Source organism: Algibacter sp. L3A6 (assembly GCF_009796825.1).
Classification (GTDB): Bacteria; Bacteroidota; Bacteroidia; order Flavobacteriales; family Flavobacteriaceae; genus Algibacter.
Genome location: NZ_CP047030.1, coordinates 667,193 through 688,008, shown reverse-complemented (window position 1 = coordinate 688,008; position 20,816 = coordinate 667,193). Strand labels below are relative to the sequence as shown.

General features: G+C 36.7%; 8 protein-coding genes and 1 tRNA gene. 7 read left to right on the top strand and 2 right to left on the bottom strand.

Annotated features, from left to right (window positions below):
• Positions 1-306: 306 nt before the first annotated feature.
• From GQR98_RS02820 to GQR98_RS02810, 3 genes are read left to right on the top strand one after another with little or no spacing between them, the layout of a single operon-like run.
• Positions 307-13,737: a gliding motility-associated C-terminal domain-containing protein gene (locus GQR98_RS02820; protein WP_159018191.1), complete on the top strand. Its 13,431-nt coding sequence runs from the start codon at positions 307-309 to the stop codon at positions 13,735-13,737.
• Positions 13,738-13,767: 30 nt separating this feature from the next.
• Entirely contained in the window at positions 13,768-14,700 is a 933-nt protein-coding gene (locus GQR98_RS02815) for a type IX secretion system membrane protein PorP/SprF (RefSeq protein WP_159018190.1), read from the top strand.
• A 17-nt stretch (positions 14,701-14,717) separates the two neighbouring features.
• Positions 14,718-16,688: an OmpA family protein gene (locus GQR98_RS02810; RefSeq protein ID WP_233268067.1), complete on the top strand. Its 1,971-nt coding sequence runs from the start codon at positions 14,718-14,720 to the stop codon at positions 16,686-16,688.
• 66 nt (positions 16,689-16,754) lie between these two features.
• Here the strand turns inward: GQR98_RS02810 and GQR98_RS02805 are convergent, their stop codons facing one another.
• A complete protein-coding gene (locus GQR98_RS02805; protein ID WP_159018188.1) occupies positions 16,755-18,344 on the bottom strand; it encodes a peptide chain release factor 3 in 1,590 nt (529 codons plus the stop codon).
• A 194-nt stretch (positions 18,345-18,538) separates the two neighbouring features.
• Here GQR98_RS02805 and idi point away from each other — a divergent pair, with 194 nt between their 5' ends.
• From idi to GQR98_RS02785, 4 genes are all read left to right on the top strand, one after another.
• A complete protein-coding gene (gene idi / locus GQR98_RS02800; protein ID WP_159018187.1) occupies positions 18,539-19,060 on the top strand; it encodes an isopentenyl-diphosphate Delta-isomerase in 522 nt (173 codons plus the stop codon).
• Between the two features lies 1 nt (position 19,061).
• Complete coding sequence (locus GQR98_RS02795; protein WP_159018186.1) at positions 19,062-19,472, top strand: 6-pyruvoyl trahydropterin synthase family protein; 411 nt, start codon at positions 19,062-19,064, stop codon at positions 19,470-19,472.
• A gap of 139 nt (positions 19,473-19,611) precedes the next feature.
• Positions 19,612-19,878 (top strand): hypothetical protein, encoded by a 267-nt coding sequence (locus GQR98_RS02790; RefSeq protein ID WP_159018185.1) that lies wholly within the window; start codon positions 19,612-19,614, stop codon positions 19,876-19,878.
• Positions 19,879-19,939: 61 nt separating this feature from the next.
• Positions 19,940-20,013, top strand: a tRNA-Thr gene (locus GQR98_RS02785).
• 65 nt (positions 20,014-20,078) lie between these two features.
• Here the strand turns inward: GQR98_RS02785 and GQR98_RS02780 are convergent.
• Positions 20,079-20,780 (bottom strand): DUF4369 domain-containing protein, encoded by a 702-nt coding sequence (locus GQR98_RS02780; protein WP_159018184.1) that lies wholly within the window; start codon positions 20,778-20,780, stop codon positions 20,079-20,081.
• Positions 20,781-20,816: the final 36 nt, after the last annotated feature.

Sequence of the window (20,816 nt, the reverse complement as noted above, 5' to 3'; positions counted from 1 at the left end):
TTCGATAGAGGTATTATTTTTAGCCTGTTAACTTGTGAAAATCTTTTTTATTTAGATTTTTTTAAGGAAATGTACTTTTTTATGTTATTTATTGTAAGTTTTTATTTATTTTTAAGGTAGTTTGAAACGTTTTTTTTTTTATAATGTAGCTTTTAGACGAGTGGTGTAATGATGGAATTAAAACCGTTCGTCGGTACTTTTATGTTATTCATCGCGCTGTTTTTGCTTTTAATAGAATACCATAAAAGTAACATATTAGAAATATTTAAATTTGTAATACTATTGATTAAAATAATTACGCAACTTATGAAATCATGCATTCCTACTTCGCAGAAAGTTAAAACATTTTATTGTTTTGTATTTCTGCTTTTTGCTTTCTCTCAATTTACCTCCGCCCAATGTATAGCTGTCGATGATTGTGATGGAGATGGCATATTAAACGTTGATGATCTCGATGATGATAATGATGGGATATTAGATAGTGTAGAATGTATAGATGAGTCCGGTTTTATAAATATAACTCCAGATGTTTTAAGAACTTACAGTTCTGCTTTTTCAGTAGCTAGCGGATCCGGAAGAGTCTTAAATTATTCTGAATCTGATATTGATATTAGTGCAGAGTTCGGATTACCTGTAGGAAGTATAATTTTAGATGTAAGCAACATTTCAGAAAATTCAGCACAAAATTTTTGGGCTACAGATGTTACTGATCCTGTAAACAATGGTGCTTATCCTAATTTTACTTTTTCAGGAACAAAAGCATTATATTTTAGAGCTTTGCATGGTCCAAGTATACCAACAGGAATGGCTTATGATGGTATTATTTCTGATGGAACACTTTATGATCAAACAACTGCTTTAGAAGCTCAATACATAGAAGATAACTCTGTTCCAAATGAATTCAGGATTCAAAGAACCACATCTACTGGAGACACTAATAATTCATTTGGTTTCTTTGAATGGAATTCCCTAAGTACAACTTCTAGTATTACGTTTACAACAACAAATGACACACCTACAGGAGTTACTTCTCGATATGATTTATATGTCGTCCCACAAATTGATTCAGATGGAGATGGTATAGGAGACTGTTTTGATGAAGATAGTGATGGTGATGGATGTTACGATGCCTTAGAAGGAGGCGATAACATTAGCGTTGGAGCTGTTGATGGAAGCGGAATGCTAACAGGAACAGTTGATGGTACTACAGGAGTGCCAAACGATGTAGATGTTAATAATGGGCAAACAACCGGAACCTCTACAGATAATACAGCTTACGATAGCTTCGGACAATGTGATGCAGATGACGATGGAGTTTTAGATGCTAATGATGTATGTAATGGTTTCGATGATAATGCAAATGCTGATGGAGATACAGTACCAGATGCTTGTGATCTCGATGATGATAATGATGGGATTACAGATACCAATGAAGGCCTTGATATTTCTTCTTTTGATTTAAATAACTTGAATGGTGTAAATTCCGGTACAACAGCAAACAAAAGTCAAACAGCAACCTGTTTAGCAGGTAGTATTAACATAGGTACAAAGCAATTAACTTTTGATGCTGGATGGAACAATGCAGGTAGTGGTGTTGACACGGAAGCCATTTTGGATATTAGTGTTAATGGTGTAAAATATTTCTCTATGGAAACACCATCGGATGGTAGTCACGTAACAGACAATGCAACAGAGTTTGGTGGTGATGCTATTCTTACAACTTTTAATGGAGCTACTTTAGTCAACTCAAATCCTAGTAGTCAGGGTAGTAATTATATTGATTACTCAGGCTTTGGTACTACTTCGACTACTATTACGCTGCACTTACCAGCCTATGTCGTTGACCCATTTGTAGAATTAAATTTTGCTGCACTTACTGAGGAAGATGATATAACCATTCAAAATGCAGCGCTATTACTTGCCTGTGCATTAGATACCGACAATGACGGCATCGCAGATTACCTAGACACCGACTCCGACAACGACGGCTGTCCAGATGCATTAGAAGGAGGCGATAATATTACCGTTGGAGCTGTTGATGAAAACGGAATGTTAACAGGAACAGTTGATGGTACTACAGGAGTGCCAAACGATGTAGATGTTAATAATGGGCAAACAACCGGAACCTCTACAGATAATACAGCTTACGATAGCTTCGGACAATGTGATGCAGATGACGATGGAGTTTTAGATGCTAATGATGTATGTAATGGTTTCGATGATACAGCAGATAACGATAGCGACGGCGTACCAGATGGATGTGATCTTGACGACGATAATGATGGGATCTCAGATACTGTAGAATGTGATATAACAAGTTATAGTGTTAATTTTGATTTAGATAATGAAGGATGGATTATTGATAATAATAATTTAGATGGAAATGATGGAAATACCGTGCATTCAACAGCCGCATTAACTAATTCAAATTGTGATTATTCTATTATACCGGCCAGTCCATCAAATACTGATTATATTTTATGGACCGATGTAACTGCTGGGAATGTTTATTTTGAAAACGCTACAGATTTAAACCTCGATCTTTCAGACTTAACCAATAATGGAACTTTAAGTTTTAATTGGATAAATGGTGTTTATGGAGGAACAACTCCAACTTCAAGTGATATGATTATTGTGTTAAATGGAGGAGGTAAATCTGTTACATACCCGCTTACAGGTGTAGTAGGAAGTCTTATAAATACAGGGACATGGCATGCGATATCTGTAGATTTAACTACAACCAATTTTGGAGTAGATTTAACAGATGTTTTGGCAGATTTAGATGTGATTTCTATTAAAGTTGAAAATATAAACAATAGACAAGTTGGAGATTCAGGAACAGTATGTTCGGATGCAGAATATATGGCTTTAGACGATTTAGTTTTGACTAGTTTATGTATCGATACAGATGGCGATGGAACACCAAACTACTTAGATTTAGATTCTGATGCCGATGGATGTAGTGATGCCAATGAAGCTTATAATAATATAGATGCTGATGACAATGATACAGGAGTTTATGGCCCAGATACACCAACATTAGCAAATGGAGGTGTTGATGCAAATGGATTAGTTGTTTTAGCTGGAGTTACCGGAAATGCATACAACACAATACCTACAACTACTGCAGGGGGATTAAATACTTTTGAAGAAGGGATGACTTTAGCTATAGATACAGCTCCTTCAAATGAAATAAAATGTGAAACAGAAACAGCGCAGTTTGATGCTGTTGCAAGTGCTGCACCAGTAGGAACGAATACACCAGTAGCTACAGCAAGTACAGATGTTACGTATCAGTGGTCTGTAAGTACTGATGGTATTAATTATTCTAATTTAGCTTCCGAAACCGGTACGGTGCCAAGTGGTACTACCGTTTCACTTGAGTTAACAAATGTTACTAACGCCATGGATGGAAACATCTATAGAGTCGTTTTTACAAATGAGGCTAATATTTGTTTCGCTGAGGCGGAAGCCACTTTAACCGTAAATCCATCAGACGATGCCAGTTTCAATTATACTGCTGCTGCATTTTGTGTGAGTGATTCAGATCCAACCCCAACCATTACAGGGTTAGCCGGCGGAACATTCTCAAGTGCAGCTGGTTTATCAATCAATGGTTCAACCGGAGTCATTGATGTGAGTGCATCAACTCCTGCGACTTATACAGTAACATATACGACGGCAGGAACGTGCCCAAATAGTTCAACAGCTTCAGTAACAATAAATGCTTTAGACGATGCTGGTTTCAATTATGCTGCTGCTGCCTATTGTGTAGATGCTACGGATCCAACACCAACAATTACAGGATTGTCAGGCGGAACATTCTCAAGTGGAGCAGGTTTATCAATCAATGCTTCAACAGGAGTCATTGATGTGAGTGCATCAACTCCTGCGACTTATACAGTAACATATACTACGGCGGGAACATGTCCAAATAGTTCAACAGCTTCATTAACAATCAATGCTTTAGACGATGCTAGTTTCAGTTATGCTGCTGCCGCGTATTGTGCAGATGCTACCGATCCAACGCCAACAATTACAGGATTAGCAGGCGGAACATTTTCAAGTGCAGCTGGATTATCAATCAATGCTTCAACAGGAGTCATTGATGTGAGTGCATCAACTCCTGCGACTTATACAATAACATATACTGCGGCAGGAACGTGCCCAAATAGTTCAACAGCTTCAATAACAATCAATGCTTTAGACGATGCGAGTTTCAGTTATGCTGCTGCCGCGTATTGTGTAGATGCTACGGATCCAACACCAACAATTACAGGATTGTCAGGCGGAACATTCTCAAGTGGAGCAGGTTTATCAATCAATGGTTCAACCGGAGTCATTGATGTTAGCGCATCAACTCCTGCGACTTATACAGTAACATATACGACGGCGGGAACGTGTCCAAATAGTTCAACGGCTTCAGTAACAATTAATGCTTTAGACGATGCCAGTTTCAGTTATGCTGCTGCCGCGTATTGTGCAGATGCTACCGATCCAACGCCAACCATTACAGGATTAGCCGGCGGAACATTCTCAAGTGGAGCAGGTTTATCAATCAATGCTTCAACCGGAGTTATTGATGTTAGCGCATCAACTCCTGCGACTTATACAGTAACATATACGACGGCGGGAACTTGTCCAAACAGTTCAACAGCTTCAGTAACAATAAATGCTTTAGACGATGCTAGTTTCAATTATGATTCTGCCGCCTATTGTGCAGATACTACCGATCCAACGCCAACCATTTCAGGGTTAGCAGGCGGAACATTTTCAAGTGCAGCTGGATTATCAATCAATGCTTCAACCGGAGTCATTGATGTGAGTGCATCAACTCCTGCGACGTATACAGTAACATATACAACAGCGGGAACTTGTTCAAATAGTTCAGATGTTTCAGTAACAATAAATGATGTTCCTAATGCTCCAGCTATTACAGGAGACGGACTTCTTTGTAATACTGAAACGACGACTTTATCAACAACTGCGACAGGAACTATAGTGTGGAGTTCAGATGCTCCAGGGGTGGCTTCAATTGATTCTAATACAGGGGAAGTAACGGCTGTATCTGCAGGTACTACAAATATTACTTATACAGTATCAGATGGAAATGGTTGTTCAACAGAATCTTCTGCATTCACTATTATAGTAAGTTGTATCGACGCTATTATCAACGATTTCACAGCAACTCCAGTAGATGGTGTTGCTGGCGGAACCGCAGGCGATGTTACAGCTAACGATACCTTAAACGGAGCCGCTGTCGATGATACCTTAATCAACATCACTTTAGATAATGATGGCGGATTAACTGGAGTAACTATCGATGCTAGTGGAAACGTCATTGTACCAGCAGGCGCAGATTCAGGAAACTACACCTTAACGTATACTATTTGTGAAATAGCAGTACCAAGTAACTGTGATACCACTACAGTAGATATCGTAGTAGACGGCACCATCGATGCTGTAATCAATGATTTCACAGCCACTCCAGTAGATGGTGTTGTTGGAGGAACAGCAGGCGATGTTACAGCTAACGATACCTTAAACGGAGCCGCTGTCGATGATACCTTAATCAACATCACTTTAGATAATGATGGTGGATTAACCGGAGTTACTATCGATGCCACAGGAAACGTAATTGTACCAGCAGGTGCAGATTCAGGAAATTACACCTTAACGTATACGATTTGCGAAATAGCAGTACCAAGTAACTGTGATACCTCGACAGTAGAAATCGTAGTAGACGGCACTATTGATGCTGTAATAAATGACTTCACAGCAGTACCAGTAGATGGTGTTGTTGGAGGAACAGCAGGCGATGTTACAGCTAACGATACCTTAAACGGAGCCGCTGTCGATGATACCTTAATCAACATCACATTAGATAATGATGGCGGATTAACGGGAGTAACCATCGATGCCACAGGAAACGTCATTGTACCAGCAGGCGCAGATTCAGGAAATTACACCTTAACGTATACGATTTGTGAGATTGCCGTGCCAAGTAATTGTGATACCACGACAGTAGAAATCGTAGTAGACGGCACCATCGATGCTGTAATAAATGACTTCACAGCCACTCCAGTAGATGGTGTTGTTGGAGGAACAGCAGGCGATGTTACAGCTAACGATTCCTTAAACGGAGCCGCTGTAGATGATACCTTAATCAACATCACTTTAGATAATGATGGTGGATTAACCGGAGTTACTATCGATGCCACAGGAAACGTAATTGTACCAGCAGGTGCAGATTCAGGAAATTACACCTTAACGTATACGATTTGCGAAATAGCAGTACCAAGTAACTGTGATACCACGACAGTAGAAATCGTAGTAGACGGCACCATCGATGCAGTTGTAAACGATTTCACAGCAACTCCAATAGATGGTGTTGCCGGAGGAACAGCAGGCGATGTTACAGCTAACGATACCTTAAACGGAACAGCAGTAGATGATACAGAAATCACCATCACTTTAGATGATGATGGCGGATTAACAGGAGTAACCATCGATGCCACAGGAAACGTTATTGTACCAGCAGGATCAGAATCAGGAAATTACACCTTAACGTATACGATTTGTGAAATAGCAGTACCAAGTAACTGTGATACCACGACAGTAGAAATCGTAGTAGACGGCACCATCGATGCTGTAATAAATGACTTCACAGCAACTCCAGTAGATGGTGTTGCCGGAGGAACAGCAGGCGATGTTACAGCTAACGATACTTTAAACGGAACAGCAGTAGATGATACAGAAATCACCATCACTTTAGATGATGATGGCGGATTAACAGGAGTAACCATCGATGCCACAGGAAACGTTATTGTACCAGCAGGTGCAGATTCAGGAAACTACACCTTAACGTACACGATTTGCGAAATAGCCGTACCAAGTAACTGTGATACCACGACAGTAGAAATCGTAGTAGACGGCACCATCGATGCTGTAATAAATGACTTCACAGCAGTACCAGTAGATGGTGTTGTTGGAGGAACAGCAGGCGATGTTACAGCTAACGATACCTTAAACGGAGCAGCAGTAGATGATACCTTAATCAACATCACTTTAGATAATGATGGTGGATTAACCGGAGTAACCATCGATGCTAGTGGAAACGTAATTGTACCAGCAGGCGCAGATTCAGGAAACTACACCTTAACGTATACGATTTGTGAGATTGCCGTGCCAAGTAACTGTGATACCACGACAGTAGAAATCGTAGTAGACGGTACCATCGATGCAGTTGTAAACGATTTCACAGCCACACCAGTAGATGGCGTTGTTGGCGGAACCGCAGGCGATGTTACAGCTAACGATACCTTAAACGGGGCAGCAGTAGATGATACCTTAATCAACATCACTTTAGATAATGATGGTGGATTAATTGGAGTCACTATCGATGCTAACGGAAATGTTATTGTACCAGCAGGCGCAGATTCAGGAAATTACACCTTAACGTATACGATTTGCGAGATTGCAGTACCAAGTAACTGTGATACCACAACAGTAGAAATCGTAGTAGACGGTACCATCGATGCAGTTGTAAACGATTTCACAGCAGCACCAATAGATGGTGTTGCCGGAGGAACAGCAGGCGATGTTACAGCTAACGATACCTTAAACGGAGTAGCAGTAGATGATACCTTAATCAACATCACTTTAGATAATGATGGTGGATTAATTGGAGTCACTATCGATGCTAACGGAAATGTTATTGTACCAGCAGGCGCAGATTCAGGAAACTACACATTAACCTACACGATTTGCGAAATAGCCGTGCCAAGTAATTGTGATACCACGACAGTAGAAATCGTAGTAGACGGCACCATCGATGCTGTAATAAATGACTTCACAGCAGTACCAGTAGATGGTGTTGTTGGAGGAATAGCAGGCGATGTTACAGCTAACGATACCTTAAACGGCGCAGCAGTAGATGATACCTTAATCAACATCACTTTAGATAATGATGGCGGATTAACTGGAGTCACTATCGATGCTAGTGGAAACGTCATTGTACCAGCAGGCGCAGATTCAGGAAATTACACCTTAACGTATACGATTTGCGAAATAGCAGTACCAAGTAACTGTGATACCACAACAGTAGAAATCGTAGTAGACGGTACCATCGATGCAGTTGTAAACGATTTCACAGCAGCACCAATAGATGGAGTTGCCGGAGGAACAGCAGGCGATGTTACAGCTAACGATACCTTAAACGGCGCAGCAGTAGATGATACAGAAATCACCATCATTTTAGATAATGATGGCGGATTAACTGGAGTCACTATCGATGCTAGTGGAAACGTCATTGTACCAGCAGGCGCAGATTCAGGAAATTACACCTTAACGTATACGATTTGCGAAATAGCAGTACCAAGTAACTGTGATACCACTACAGTAGAAATCGTAGTTAACGGCACCATCGATGCTGTAATAAATGACTTCACAGCAGTACCAGTAGATGGTGTTGTTGGAGGAAGCGCAGGCGATGTTACAGCTAACGATACCTTAAACGGAGCAGCAGTAGATGATACCTTAATCAACATCACTTTAGATAATGATGGTGGATTAACGGGAGTAACCATCGATGCTAGTGGAAACGTAATTGTACCAGCAGGTGCAGATTCAGGAAACTACACCTTAACCTATACGATTTGTGAGATTGCCGTGCCAAGTAATTGTGATACCACGACAGTAGATATCGTAGTAGACGGCACCATCGATGCTGTAATAAATGACTTCACAGCAGTACCAGTAGATGGTGTTGTTGGAGGAATAGCAGGCGATGTTACAGCTAACGATACCTTAAACGGCGCAGCAGTAGATGATACCTTAATCAACATCATTTTAGATAATGATGGCGGATTAACTGGAGTCACTATCGATGCTAGTGGAAACGTCATTGTACCAGCAGGCGCAGATTCAGGAAATTACACCTTAACGTATACGATTTGCGAGATTGCAGTACCAAGTAACTGTGATACCACAACAGTAGAAATCGTAGTAGACGGTACCATCGATGCAGTTGTAAACGATTTCACAGCAGCACCAATAGATGGAGTTGCCGGAGGAACAGCAGGCGATGTTACAGCTAACGATACCTTAAACGGAGCAGCAGTAGATGATACCTTAATCAACATCACTTTAGATAATGATGGTGGATTAACGGGAGTAACCATCGATGCTAACGGAAACGTCATTGTACCAGCAGGATCAGAATCAGGAAATTACACCTTAACGTACACGATTTGCGAAATAGCCGTGCCAAGTAACTGTGATAACACGACAGTAGATATCGTAGTAGACGGCACCATCGATGCTGTAATAAATGACTTCACAGCAGTACCAGTAGATGGTGTTGCCGGTGGAACCGCAGGCGATGTTACAGCTAACGATACCTTAAACGGAGCAGCAGTAGATGATACCTTAATCAACATCACTTTAGATAATGATGGTGGATTAACGGGAGTAACCATCGATGCTAACGGAAACGTCATTGTACCAGCAGGATCAGAATCAGGAAATTACACCTTAACCTACACGATTTGCGAGATTGCAGTACCAAGTAACTGTGATACCACAACTGTAGATATTGAAGTTGGTGGCACTATCAATGCTGTTGTAAACGACTTCACAGCAACTCCTATAAATGGAAAAACAGGAGGGACTGCTGGTGATGTTACTGCTAACGATACCTTAAATGGAGTTGCGGTAGATGATTCAGAAATTAATATCACCTTAGATAATAATGGAGGTCTTGTAGGCGTAAGTATTGATGCTAATGGAAATGTAATCGTACCGGAAGGAACGACTTCAGGAACATATACAATAACTTATACTATTTGTGAAATAGCAGTTTTAACGAACTGTGATACTACAACAGCAATAATTGTTGTTGAAACAGCAGTTATTGATGCTATAATTGATGATTTTAGTGTAACGCCTATAAATGGATATGATGGAGGAATAGTAGGCGATGTTACTCTTAATGATACTTTAGACGGTGTTGTGGTTACAGATTCTCAAATAACAATCACATTAGATAATAATGGAGGTCTAGTGGGCGCAAGTATTAGTGCTACAGGCGAGGTAAATGTGCCGGCTGGTACACCTGCTGGTTCTTATGTGTTGACTTATACTATTTGCGAGAATTTAAATCCAAGTAATTGCGATACTACTACGGTTACAGTTGTAGTTGAGCCTGCAACAATTGAAGCTACTAATGATGATTTCACTTCAAACCCTATAAATGGATTAGAAGGTGGTATTGCCGGCGATGTTACGCTTAACGATACCTTAAACGGAGATCCTGTTGATGATGGAAATATATTTATTACTGATAATGGAGGTATACCAAGTGCGAGTATCGATGCCGATGGTAATTTGATTATTCCGCCAAATACACCTGAAGGTACTTATACAATAGAATATACTATTTGTGAGAATCTTAATCCAACAAACTGCGATTCTGCAAATGTTACTGTATTAGTTAGTACAGCTATTATCGATGCTGTTAATAATGATTTTACAGCAACATCTTTTAACGGCTTAGATGGAGGAACAACAACTTCAGTATATACAAATGATACTTTAAACAATGATCCTTTTATTAATACAGCAGTAACTTCAAGTATAGTTAATGATGGAGGTTTAGCGGGAGTAACCATTAATAACGACGGAACAATTAATGTTCCTGAGAATTCTATAGGCGGAACTTATAATGTTGAATATCAAATTTGCGAAGTTTTAAATACTTCAAACTGTGATACTGCAATTGCCATAATTGTAGTTGATTTGCCAATAATTGATGCTATTGTTGATGATTTTACTGCAAGTCCGGTAAATGGAACAAATGGTGGAGCTGTTGGAAATGTACTTGGTAATGATACACTAAATGGAGATCCAATAACATCAAGTGAAGTTAATGTCACATTAACATCAGATGGTGGATTAACAGGTGTTACTATAGGAGCAAATGGAGTTGTCGAGGTTCCGGCAGGAACTTCTGCAGGAACGTACACTATAACCTATCAAATTTGTGATGTTATAAATCCAACAAACTGTGATACGGCAACTGCAATATTAGAAGTAGGAGCGGGAACAATAGATGCTATAAATGACGATTTCACCGCATTACCAATTAATGGTTCTGATGGTGGAGCACCAGGAAATATTCTATTAAATGATACGCTAGCAAGTAATGCCGTAATAGCTTCAGAAGTAACAATAGCTATAATTAATGACGGCGGATTAACAGGTATTACAATTGATGCTAACGGAGATATTACAGTGCCTGTTGGAACTGCAGCAGGAACTTACAGTGTTATTTATCAAATCTGTGAAAACATAAATTCAGGAAACTGTGATAATGCCGTAATCAGTATTGTTGTTGAAGCTCCAATTATTGAAGCTGTAAACGATGATTTTACAGCAGCACCAGTTAACGGATTAACAGGAGGCGTTACAGCTTCTGTGTTTGGAGATGATACCATCAACACAAATTCTTTTGCAAATAATGATGTTGTAGTGTCGTTAACAGATACTGCAGGGGTAAATGGAGCAACAATAAATACAGACGGAACTATAAATGTTCCGGCTAACACTCCAGCAGGAACGTATGTTTTAGAATATCAAATATGTGAAGTGTTAAACCCTTCAAACTGTGATACAGCAACAGTAATAATTGTTGTTGGAGCAGCAATAATTGATGCTATTAGCGATGATTTTAGTACAACTACAATTGATGGTGAAACAGGAGGAACAGCTGGAGATGTAACATTAAATGATACATTAAATGGAGTTCTTGTAGACAATAATTCAATTGATATTACTTTAGATGATAATGGCGGATTAATTGGAGTTGCTATCAATAATGATGGAAGTATAATTGTACCTCCAAGTTCTACTTCAGGAACGTATACCATAACATATACTATTTGTGAAAATTTAAACCCGACTAATTGTGATACAACTACGGCTATTGTAGTTGTAGGAGTTGGAATTATAGATGCGGTTGTTGATGATTTTACAGCAACACCAATTAGCGGTATTGATGGAGGTGTAGCAGGAGATGTTACTTTGAATGATACACTTAATGGAAACCCAGTAATAGATGCCAATATTTCTATTACACTTAATGATAATGATGGTTTAATAGGAGCTAGTATCGATATTAATGGACTTGTAAACGTTCCAGCAGGAACACCAGCCGGTAGTTATGATATAACATATACTATTTGTGAAAATTTAAACCCAACTAATTGTGATACTACAACAGTAACTGTAATAGTTGAATCAGCAGTAATCGATGCAATAGTTGATGATTTTAGTACAACTCCAATAAACGGAACTACAGGAGGAAATGTTGGAGATGTTACTAGCAATGATATTCTAAACGGGGATCCTGTTTTGGACACAGATATCACAATTACTTTAGATAGTAATGATGGGTTAAATGGTGTTTCAATAGATGCTAGTGGAAATATAATTGTACCTTCGGGTTCTATGGCTGGTACTTATGTTGTTTCATATACAATTTGTGAGAATCTAAATCCTTCAAATTGTAATACATCAACAGTAACTATTATAGTTGAGGCAACACCTATTGATGCCATAGAAGATAATTACACGGCTACAGAAGCAGAAGGGATTGCAGGAATTACATATTCAGATATTTTAACTAATGATACTTTAAATGGTATTGCTGTAGATGTTAATGATATTTCGGTAACACCAAACACTAACGGACCATTAACAGTAAATGCGGACGGAAGCGTAGATGTTGCTCCTAATACAACACCTGGAACATATACTGTAACTTATACAATTTGTGAAGTTGCAGTTCCTGGAAATTGTGATACAGCAACTGTAACCATAACGGTGAATGCCGCCACATGTACAAGTTCTATTGATACAGATGGCGATGGTTTTACCGATTGTGAAGAAACAACAGGAATCGATGACCCAAGTACGGAAGCAATTCCAACGGGGATTTCAGATGAAACAGATCCATGCAGTCCAATATCAACTGGGTGTGTTGCAGAAATAACTGTTACTAAAATAGCAGATGTAGCAGGAACAAATTTAGGAGAACAAATTAGTTATTCTATTTACGTTGAAAATACTGGAGATTACGATTTAACAGAGATTGCTTTAATAGATACCTTCTTAGATGCAAATGATGAAACATTAACATTAACTAGCGAACCAACTTTTGATGGAGCAGATTTAGGTAGCCTAGAAGGTAGCTTGTTAATAGGAGAAATAGCAACTTACATAGCTACATTTACAATTAATGAACAAGCTTTAAACGCAGGAAGCGTTAGTAATAGTGTTTCTGTATCGGGAAAAACAGCTAACAATCAAATTGTTGCCGATATAAGTGATGATGGTGATGATTTTGATGGCGATTTAGAAGAAGATGCCACAGTTACAGAGCTTGGTTGTGTATCTGTTATAAACGAGTTTTCTCCCAACGGAGATGGTCTTGGAGATACTTTAGTTATTAATTGTATAGATAATTACCCAAATAACAGTTTAGAAGTTTATAACCGTTGGGGGAATATAGTTTACAAGAAAAAAAGCTATAGTAGCACTAATGAATGGGATGGAACTTCAGATGGTAGAAGTACTTTACTTCAATCAGAAAAACTTCCAGTAGGAACATATTATTATGTTTTAGACTTAGGAAACGGATCAAAACCTATGGTAGGATGGTTATATATTAACAGATAATATTATCTTTAAGAAATAGATTTTATAAAAATGAAAGAATTTAAATTAAATACGCAGTCTTTTCTATTATTAATATGCTTAATCATATTTAGTAGTTTAGATGCCGTTGCGCAGCAAGATCCGCAGTATACTCAATATATGTATAACACCATGAGTATCAACCCAGCATATGCAGGGCAAAGAGAAGTTTTGAGTATAACAGGTTTATATAGAACACAATGGGTTGGTATCGATGGAGCTCCAAAAACACAAACTTTAGGTATTCATTCACCGTTAAGAAACGAGCGTATTGGTATAGGGCTATCTGTTGTAAATGATGCCTTAGGACCAGCAGAAGAAACCTATATTGATGCTAATTTAAGTTATAGCATACCTTTGGATTACGATTATACAACGCTATCGTTTGGAGTAAAAGCAGGACTTCATCAATTAAGTACCGACTGGAGTAAAGGTCAGTATCAAACCTCAGACCCTTTATTTAATGAAAATGTCAGTAGATTATCTCCTACCGTTGGTGTTGGTGTGTATCTCAGCAATAGAGAATGGTATTTAGGCGTTTCTGCACCTAATTTATTAACCACAGATCATTATGATGATTTTATAGAATCGATAGCTACAGAGCGTATAAATTTTTATGCCATTGCAGGTTATGTATTCGATATTAATAATGATTTAAAACTGAAACCTTCAGCATTTATAAAAGCCGTTTCTGGAGCACCGGTAATTGGCGATATATCATTAAATGGATTGTATAGAGAAAAATTAACGCTTGGTTTAGCATGGCGTTGGGACGATTCTGTAAGTTTACTTACTGGTTTTCAAATATCAGATGGTTTATACGTAGGTTATGCATACGATTTAACAACCACGGGTTTAAATAACTACAATAGTGGTTCTCACGAAATTATGCTACGTTTCGAATTACGAAAAGCAGGACGTTTATTATCCCCAAGATTCTTTTAAAGCCTAACTTTATGAAAATGAAAATACACATACTAACTATATTTTTAAGTCTAAGTGCAGTACTTAGTTATTCGCAAAAGGCCGATTATCAAAAAGCAAATAAAGCTTACGATAATTTTTCGTACGCAAAAACAAGTGATATTTTACTTGAAGTAGCTAATAATGGTTACACATCGGTTACGCTATTACAAAAATTATCCAATTCATTATATTTTAATAATGAAATGAAAGAAGCTGCCAAATGGTACGGCAAACTTTTTGAAGAAGTTGGAGAGACCGCTTTAGATAGTGAATACTACTTTAGGTATGCTCAAGCATTAAAAGCAACAGAATCTTATGAAGAGTCTGATGCTTGGATGCAAAAATTTTATGAAGCTAATAAAGATGATTTAAGAGGAAAAGCTTTTGCGGGTAAAAAAGATTATTTAGAGTCTATTTTATCGCTAAGTAGAGATTTAGAAGTTTCAAATTTGGATTTGAATACCGAAAAATCAGATTTTGGAACGAATCAATATAAAGATGAATTAATATTTGCTTCTTCAAGATTAGGAGAAAAAATATACCAATGGAATAAGCAACCTTACCTAGATTTATACAAAGCAACAAAACAAGGTGATGGCTCTTATAAAAACGTGGTAGCCTTTAATGAGGATATTAATACAAAGTACCACGAGTCTACAGCTGCTTTTACTCCAGATGATGAAGTGATGTATTTTACTAGAAACAACTATTACAAAAAACGCTATAAAAAAGATGATGAAGGTGTAAATAGATTAAAAATATTTAAAGCTACAAAAAACGTAAATGGAGATTGGGGTAATGTAGAATCTGTTCATTTTAATAGTAGTGATTATAGTGTGGCACACCCAACCATTAATGTAAGAGGAACAAAAATGTACTTTGCTTCCGATATGCCAGGAACTATTGGTCAATCCGATTTATATGAAGTCGATATCCTAGAAGATGGTACTTTAGGTAAACCTGAAAATTTAGGCGCTTCTATAAATACAGAGGCTCAAGAAACGTTTCCTTTTATAAATGAAACAGGTGATTTGTATTTTTCATCAAACGGACTTTCAGGTTTAGGAGGTTTAGATGTTTATGTAGTTAGAGATTTTGAAAATAAGCGTGAAAGTAATCAACCTTTAATTGTTGAAAATGTAGGAAAGCCAATAAATAGTCCTAAAGACGATTTTGGTTACTATGAAAATTTAGGAACAAAAGAAGGTTTCTTCACATCAAATAGAGAAGGCGGAAAAGGCGATGATGATATTTATAGTTTTAAAGCGATAGAGTGTGAGCAAATTGTAACAGGAACTGTATTAGATAAAAATACGCAAGAATTACTAGCAGAAGCGACGGTAACATTATATTCCAAATCTGGAGATAAAATAGAAACTGTTATTGCAGATCAGGCAGGAGCGTATAGTTTTTCTAAGTTAATTTGTAATGAACCTTTTTTAATTCGTGCAGAAAAGACGGATTATATTGGTGACGAAAAGAATTTTGTAACCTTAATGGGTACAGAAGATATGGTGATTGATTTGAATTTGGAAATCGATATTCAGGCCATTACACCATGTGCCGATTTAGCTAAGATTTTAGATATTCCTGTGGTTTATTTCGATTTTGATAAGTATAATATTAGATATGATGCTGAGGTCGATTTACAAAAGGTATTGGTGTTAATGAAGCAATATCCAACTTTGAAAATTGATATACGTAGTCATACAGATTGTAGAGGTACCGATGCTTACAACGAGACACTATCTAGCAATAGAGCTAAATCTACTAAAAACTACTTAATAAGTAAAGGTATAGAGGCTAGCAGATTAACGGCTAAAGGTTATGGCGAATCTCAGTTAATAAACCATTGTGATTGCGATTCTAATAACCGATCTACTTGTACAGAAGAAGAACATAATAAAAATAGACGAAGTGAGTTTATAGTAACTAGTATAAACGGAAAGTCTTGCTTAGATAAATAAGAGCAAAATATAAAACATAAAAAAAAGCCACTTTTTAAAAGTGGCTTTTTTTTATACTAATATATTTTAAGAGTATTCAGAAACAAAGTGAAACTTAATACTTGGGTATTTCTGTTGTGTCATCTGTAAAGAGAAAGACGAATCGGCTAAGAACACCAATTGGTTTTGTTTATCCTTTGCAAGAAAACGTTGTTTTACTCTCACAAATTCTTTGTATTCATCGTTTTTAGGGTCTTCTGGTTCAACCCAGCACGCTTTAAACACATTAAGATTCTCGTAGGTACATTTAGCGCCGTACTCGTGTTCTAGTCTATATTGAATAACTTCATATTGAAGTGCTCCAACCGTTCCAATTACTTTTCTTCCGTTAAGTTCTAAAGTAAATAATTGCGCTACACCTTCGTCCATTAATTGGTCGATACCTTTAAAAAGTTGTTTCGATTTTAATGGGTCGGCATTATTAATATATCTAAAATGTTCTGGAGAAAAACTCGGTACACCTTTATAGTTTAAAATTTCACCTTCTGTTAAAGTATCACCAATTTTAAAAGTTCCTGTATCTTGTAAACCAACAATATCACCAGGGTAGGAGATATCTACAATTTCTTTCTTTTCAGCAAAAAAGGCATTCGGACTAGAAAATTTTACTTTTTTATTATGGCGAACATGTAAATAAGGTGCGTTACGTTTAAACTCTCCCGAAACAATTTTAACAAAGGCCAAACGGTTTCTGTGGTTTGGATCCATATTGGCATGTATTTTAAATACAAAACCAGTAAATTTATCTTCGTCAGGTTTTACTAAACGCTCTTCACTTTGCTTTGGTCGCGGTTTTGGTGCAATTTCAACAAAACAATCTAGCAATTCGCGAACTCCAAAATTATTTAAGGCAGAACCAAAAAATACAGGTTGTTGCTCACCATTAAGGTACGTTTCTTTGTTAAACTCTGGGTAAATGCCTTCAACAAGTTCAATCTCTTCACGAAGTGTGTTGGCTGCTTTTTCTCCAATTAATTTATCTAATTCTGGTGATGCTAAATCCGAAATTTCAATAGTTTCTTCTATATCTTTTCTACTATCACCACTAAATAAATTAACGTTTTTCTCCCAAATATTATAGATACCTTTAAAATCGTAACCCATACCAATTGGGAAACTTAAAGGTGCTACTTTTAAACCTAGTTTTTGTTCAACTTCATCTAATAAATCGAAAGCATCTTTACCTTCACGATCCATTTTATTGATAAAAACAATCATAGGGATGTTTCGCATACGGCAAACTTCAACTAGTTTTTCCGTTTGTTCCTCAACACCTTTTGCAACATCAATAACAACAATAACACTATCTACAGCGGTAAGTGTTCTAAAAGTATCTTCAGCAAAATCCTTGTGACCAGGTGTATCTAGAATATTAATTTTGATACCATTGTACTCAAAAGCAAGTACAGAGGTTGCCACCGAAATTCCACGCTGACGTTCAATTTCCATAAAATCACTCGTGGCACCTTTCTTTATTTTATTACTTTTTACGGCTCCAGCTTCTTGTATAGCTCCACCAAATAATAATAGTTTTTCTGTTAAGGTTGTTTTACCAGCATCAGGATGCGAGATAATACCAAAAGTTCGTCTGCGTTGTATTTCTTTTAAAAAACTCATAAATTTATGTTGAAAAGCGATTGCAAATATAGCCGTAAAAATACATTTATTGTAAGGTTTTAAATTTTAAAAAGGATAATCCCCTTGTAATTATCATTATCCATTCATTTTAGGGATACATTGGCACGTTGGCTTCTTCCGTTTAAATAAGTATTATTCTTTTTTTTAAAAATTAGTTGGTATTTTTGTGTTCTATGATTGAAGAAAAAGTTGTTTTAGTAAACGAAAAAGATGAGCAAATTGGATTAATGCCAAAAATGGAAGCTCATGAAAAAGCAGTTTTGCATCGTGCATTTTCTGTATTTATTTTTAACGATAAAAATGAGTTAATGTTACAACAACGTGCATTAACTAAATATCATTCTCCTGCGCTTTGGACTAACACGTGTTGTAGTCATCAACGCGATGGTGAAAGTAATTTACAAGCAGGTAAAAGACGTTTGCAAGAAGAAATGGGCTTTGTTGCTGAGTTAAAGGAAACAACATCTTTTATATACAAAGCACCTTTTGATAATGGTTTAACAGAGCATGAATTCGACCATATTATGGTTGGACATTATAATGATGCACCTGTTATAAACCCTGATGAGGTTGAAAGTTGGAAATGGATGCTTGTTGAAGATGTTAAAGACGATATGGCTAAACACCCAGAAGAATATACAGAATGGTTTAAAATTATTTTCGAAAAATTCTACGAGCATATAAATATATCTTAATATGGAAGTTACAGTTAACAGAAAAGCACATTTTAATGCGGCACATAGATTGTATCGCAAAGATTGGAGTTTTGAAAAAAACGATGCCGTTTTTGGTAAATGCAACAATCCTAATTTTCATGGGCATAACTACGAACTTATAGTTAGTGTTACCGGTGAAATAGATAAGGAAACTGGTTTTGTAATGGATATGAAAGTTTTAAAAGACCTTATAGAAGCAGAAGTTGAAGATCAACTCGATCATAAAAACCTGAACCTAGAAGTTCCCGAGTTTAAAGATTTAAACCCAACAGCCGAAAATATAGCTGTGGTAATCTACAATAAACTAAAGCCTAAGCTGGATACTAAATTAGCTTTGGAGATTACACTTTATGAAACACCACGAAATTTTGTAACCTATTCGGGTAAATAAAATGGAGTTTCTGCTTTTAAAGCAGAATGAAAATCAACTTATAGTGTAGTAATAGCAGTACGTTATTAAAATAGTACTAAAAATGTAAACGGTTTAGAAGTTTATGTTTAATTTTGTAAAAAATTTAAAAGCAATTAAAATGGCAAATGTTAGAAACCTAAAAAAGGACATTAATTATGTTTTAGGTGATATTATAGAAGCAGTATATGTTTGGGAATACGCAAACACAGATAAAGATACTAAGCAAAGTGAAGCAATTATTGATGAAGCAATAGCTACTTTCGACGAATTGATAGTTAAATTAAATGCTAAACATGATAATGCAAAAGCGCATTTTAAGGCTATTAACGTAGAGTTAGAGACTAAAGGATTGGCTTTAATCGAAAAAATTAACAATTTAGGATAAATTTTTTGACATAAATGTTGCATATCTAATTATAGATACTATATTTGCACTCGTTAAAAAAGCCGATGTAGCTCAGCTGGCTAGAGCAGCTGATTTGTAATCAGCAGGTCGTGGGTTCGAGTCCCTCCATCGGCTCTTAAAAATAAAAAAGACCTTTCAAATTTGAAAGGTCTTTTTTTATGCTTAAAAAGTAAGGTTTGCTATTCTTTTTCAGCGGCCTTAATCTCATCAAGAAATCGTTGTAATTCCTTTCCGTATTTAGATGCTTTTACTTTATCGGTTAACGATACATTAATAGTATCTAGTAAACTTGTTCTAGCATTGTATATTTCGGTTAAAGCTAAATAAGGAGCAACCTCGCTGTCTTTATTGTTTAGTGCAAAATTAACCGTAAACAAATATCTGCGTTTTAAAATGGTGCTATACTGCTTTTCTACGCTCTTTAACTTAGTCGTGTCGCCAGCTATTTGCGCATCAAACTTTTCTTTTATTAAATCTAAGTTTCTATTGTTAAATCGGCTAATCATGGTTTTGTAATCTTCCAGTACTTTTTGTTGTTCCGATCCTGTAATTTTAGCATCGTACATAAAATTTTTAAGAGATGTGTTTATTTCTGTAACACCTTTATCTGCAAAAAATGAAATACCATCTTCTCTCTTGCTGTTTTTATCTAAAAATAAAAAGAAAACCTCTGGAGACTCTAATGTACTATGTAATTCAAAATTAGGATTTCCACTTATAACTAAAGAGTCTACATTAATAAGCGTAGAATCTTTTACTTTTTTAAGATAAACAGTTCCTTTTTTTAAACCATCTATATGGCCTTTAACAGTTAAATCGTGTTGTTCTTCTCCGCAAGAAACCAATAAACAAACTAGTAATAATACAAGTACTCTATTCATATATAATTATGCTTTTTTTTAGTTAAGCAAATATCT

Excerpts from the sequence above, each read along its gene's own strand:
- GQR98_RS02820 (WP_159018191.1), top strand. The coding sequence starts at position 307 with ATGAAATCATGCATTCCTACTTCGCAGAAAGTTAAAACATTTTATTGT.
- GQR98_RS02805 (WP_159018188.1), bottom strand. The coding sequence starts at position 18,344 with ATGAGTTTTTTAAAAGAAATACAACGCAGACGAACTTTTGGTATTATC.
- GQR98_RS02795 (WP_159018186.1), top strand. The coding sequence starts at position 19,062 with ATGGAAGTTACAGTTAACAGAAAAGCACATTTTAATGCGGCACATAGA.
- GQR98_RS02815 (WP_159018190.1), top strand. The coding sequence starts at position 13,768 with ATGAAAGAATTTAAATTAAATACGCAGTCTTTTCTATTATTAATATGC.
- GQR98_RS02810 (WP_233268067.1), top strand. The coding sequence starts at position 14,718 with ATGAAAATACACATACTAACTATATTTTTAAGTCTAAGTGCAGTACTT.
- GQR98_RS02790 (WP_159018185.1), top strand. The coding sequence starts at position 19,612 with ATGGCAAATGTTAGAAACCTAAAAAAGGACATTAATTATGTTTTAGGT.
- GQR98_RS02780 (WP_159018184.1), bottom strand. The coding sequence starts at position 20,780 with ATGAATAGAGTACTTGTATTATTACTAGTTTGTTTATTGGTTTCTTGC.
- idi (WP_159018187.1), top strand. The coding sequence starts at position 18,539 with ATGATTGAAGAAAAAGTTGTTTTAGTAAACGAAAAAGATGAGCAAATT.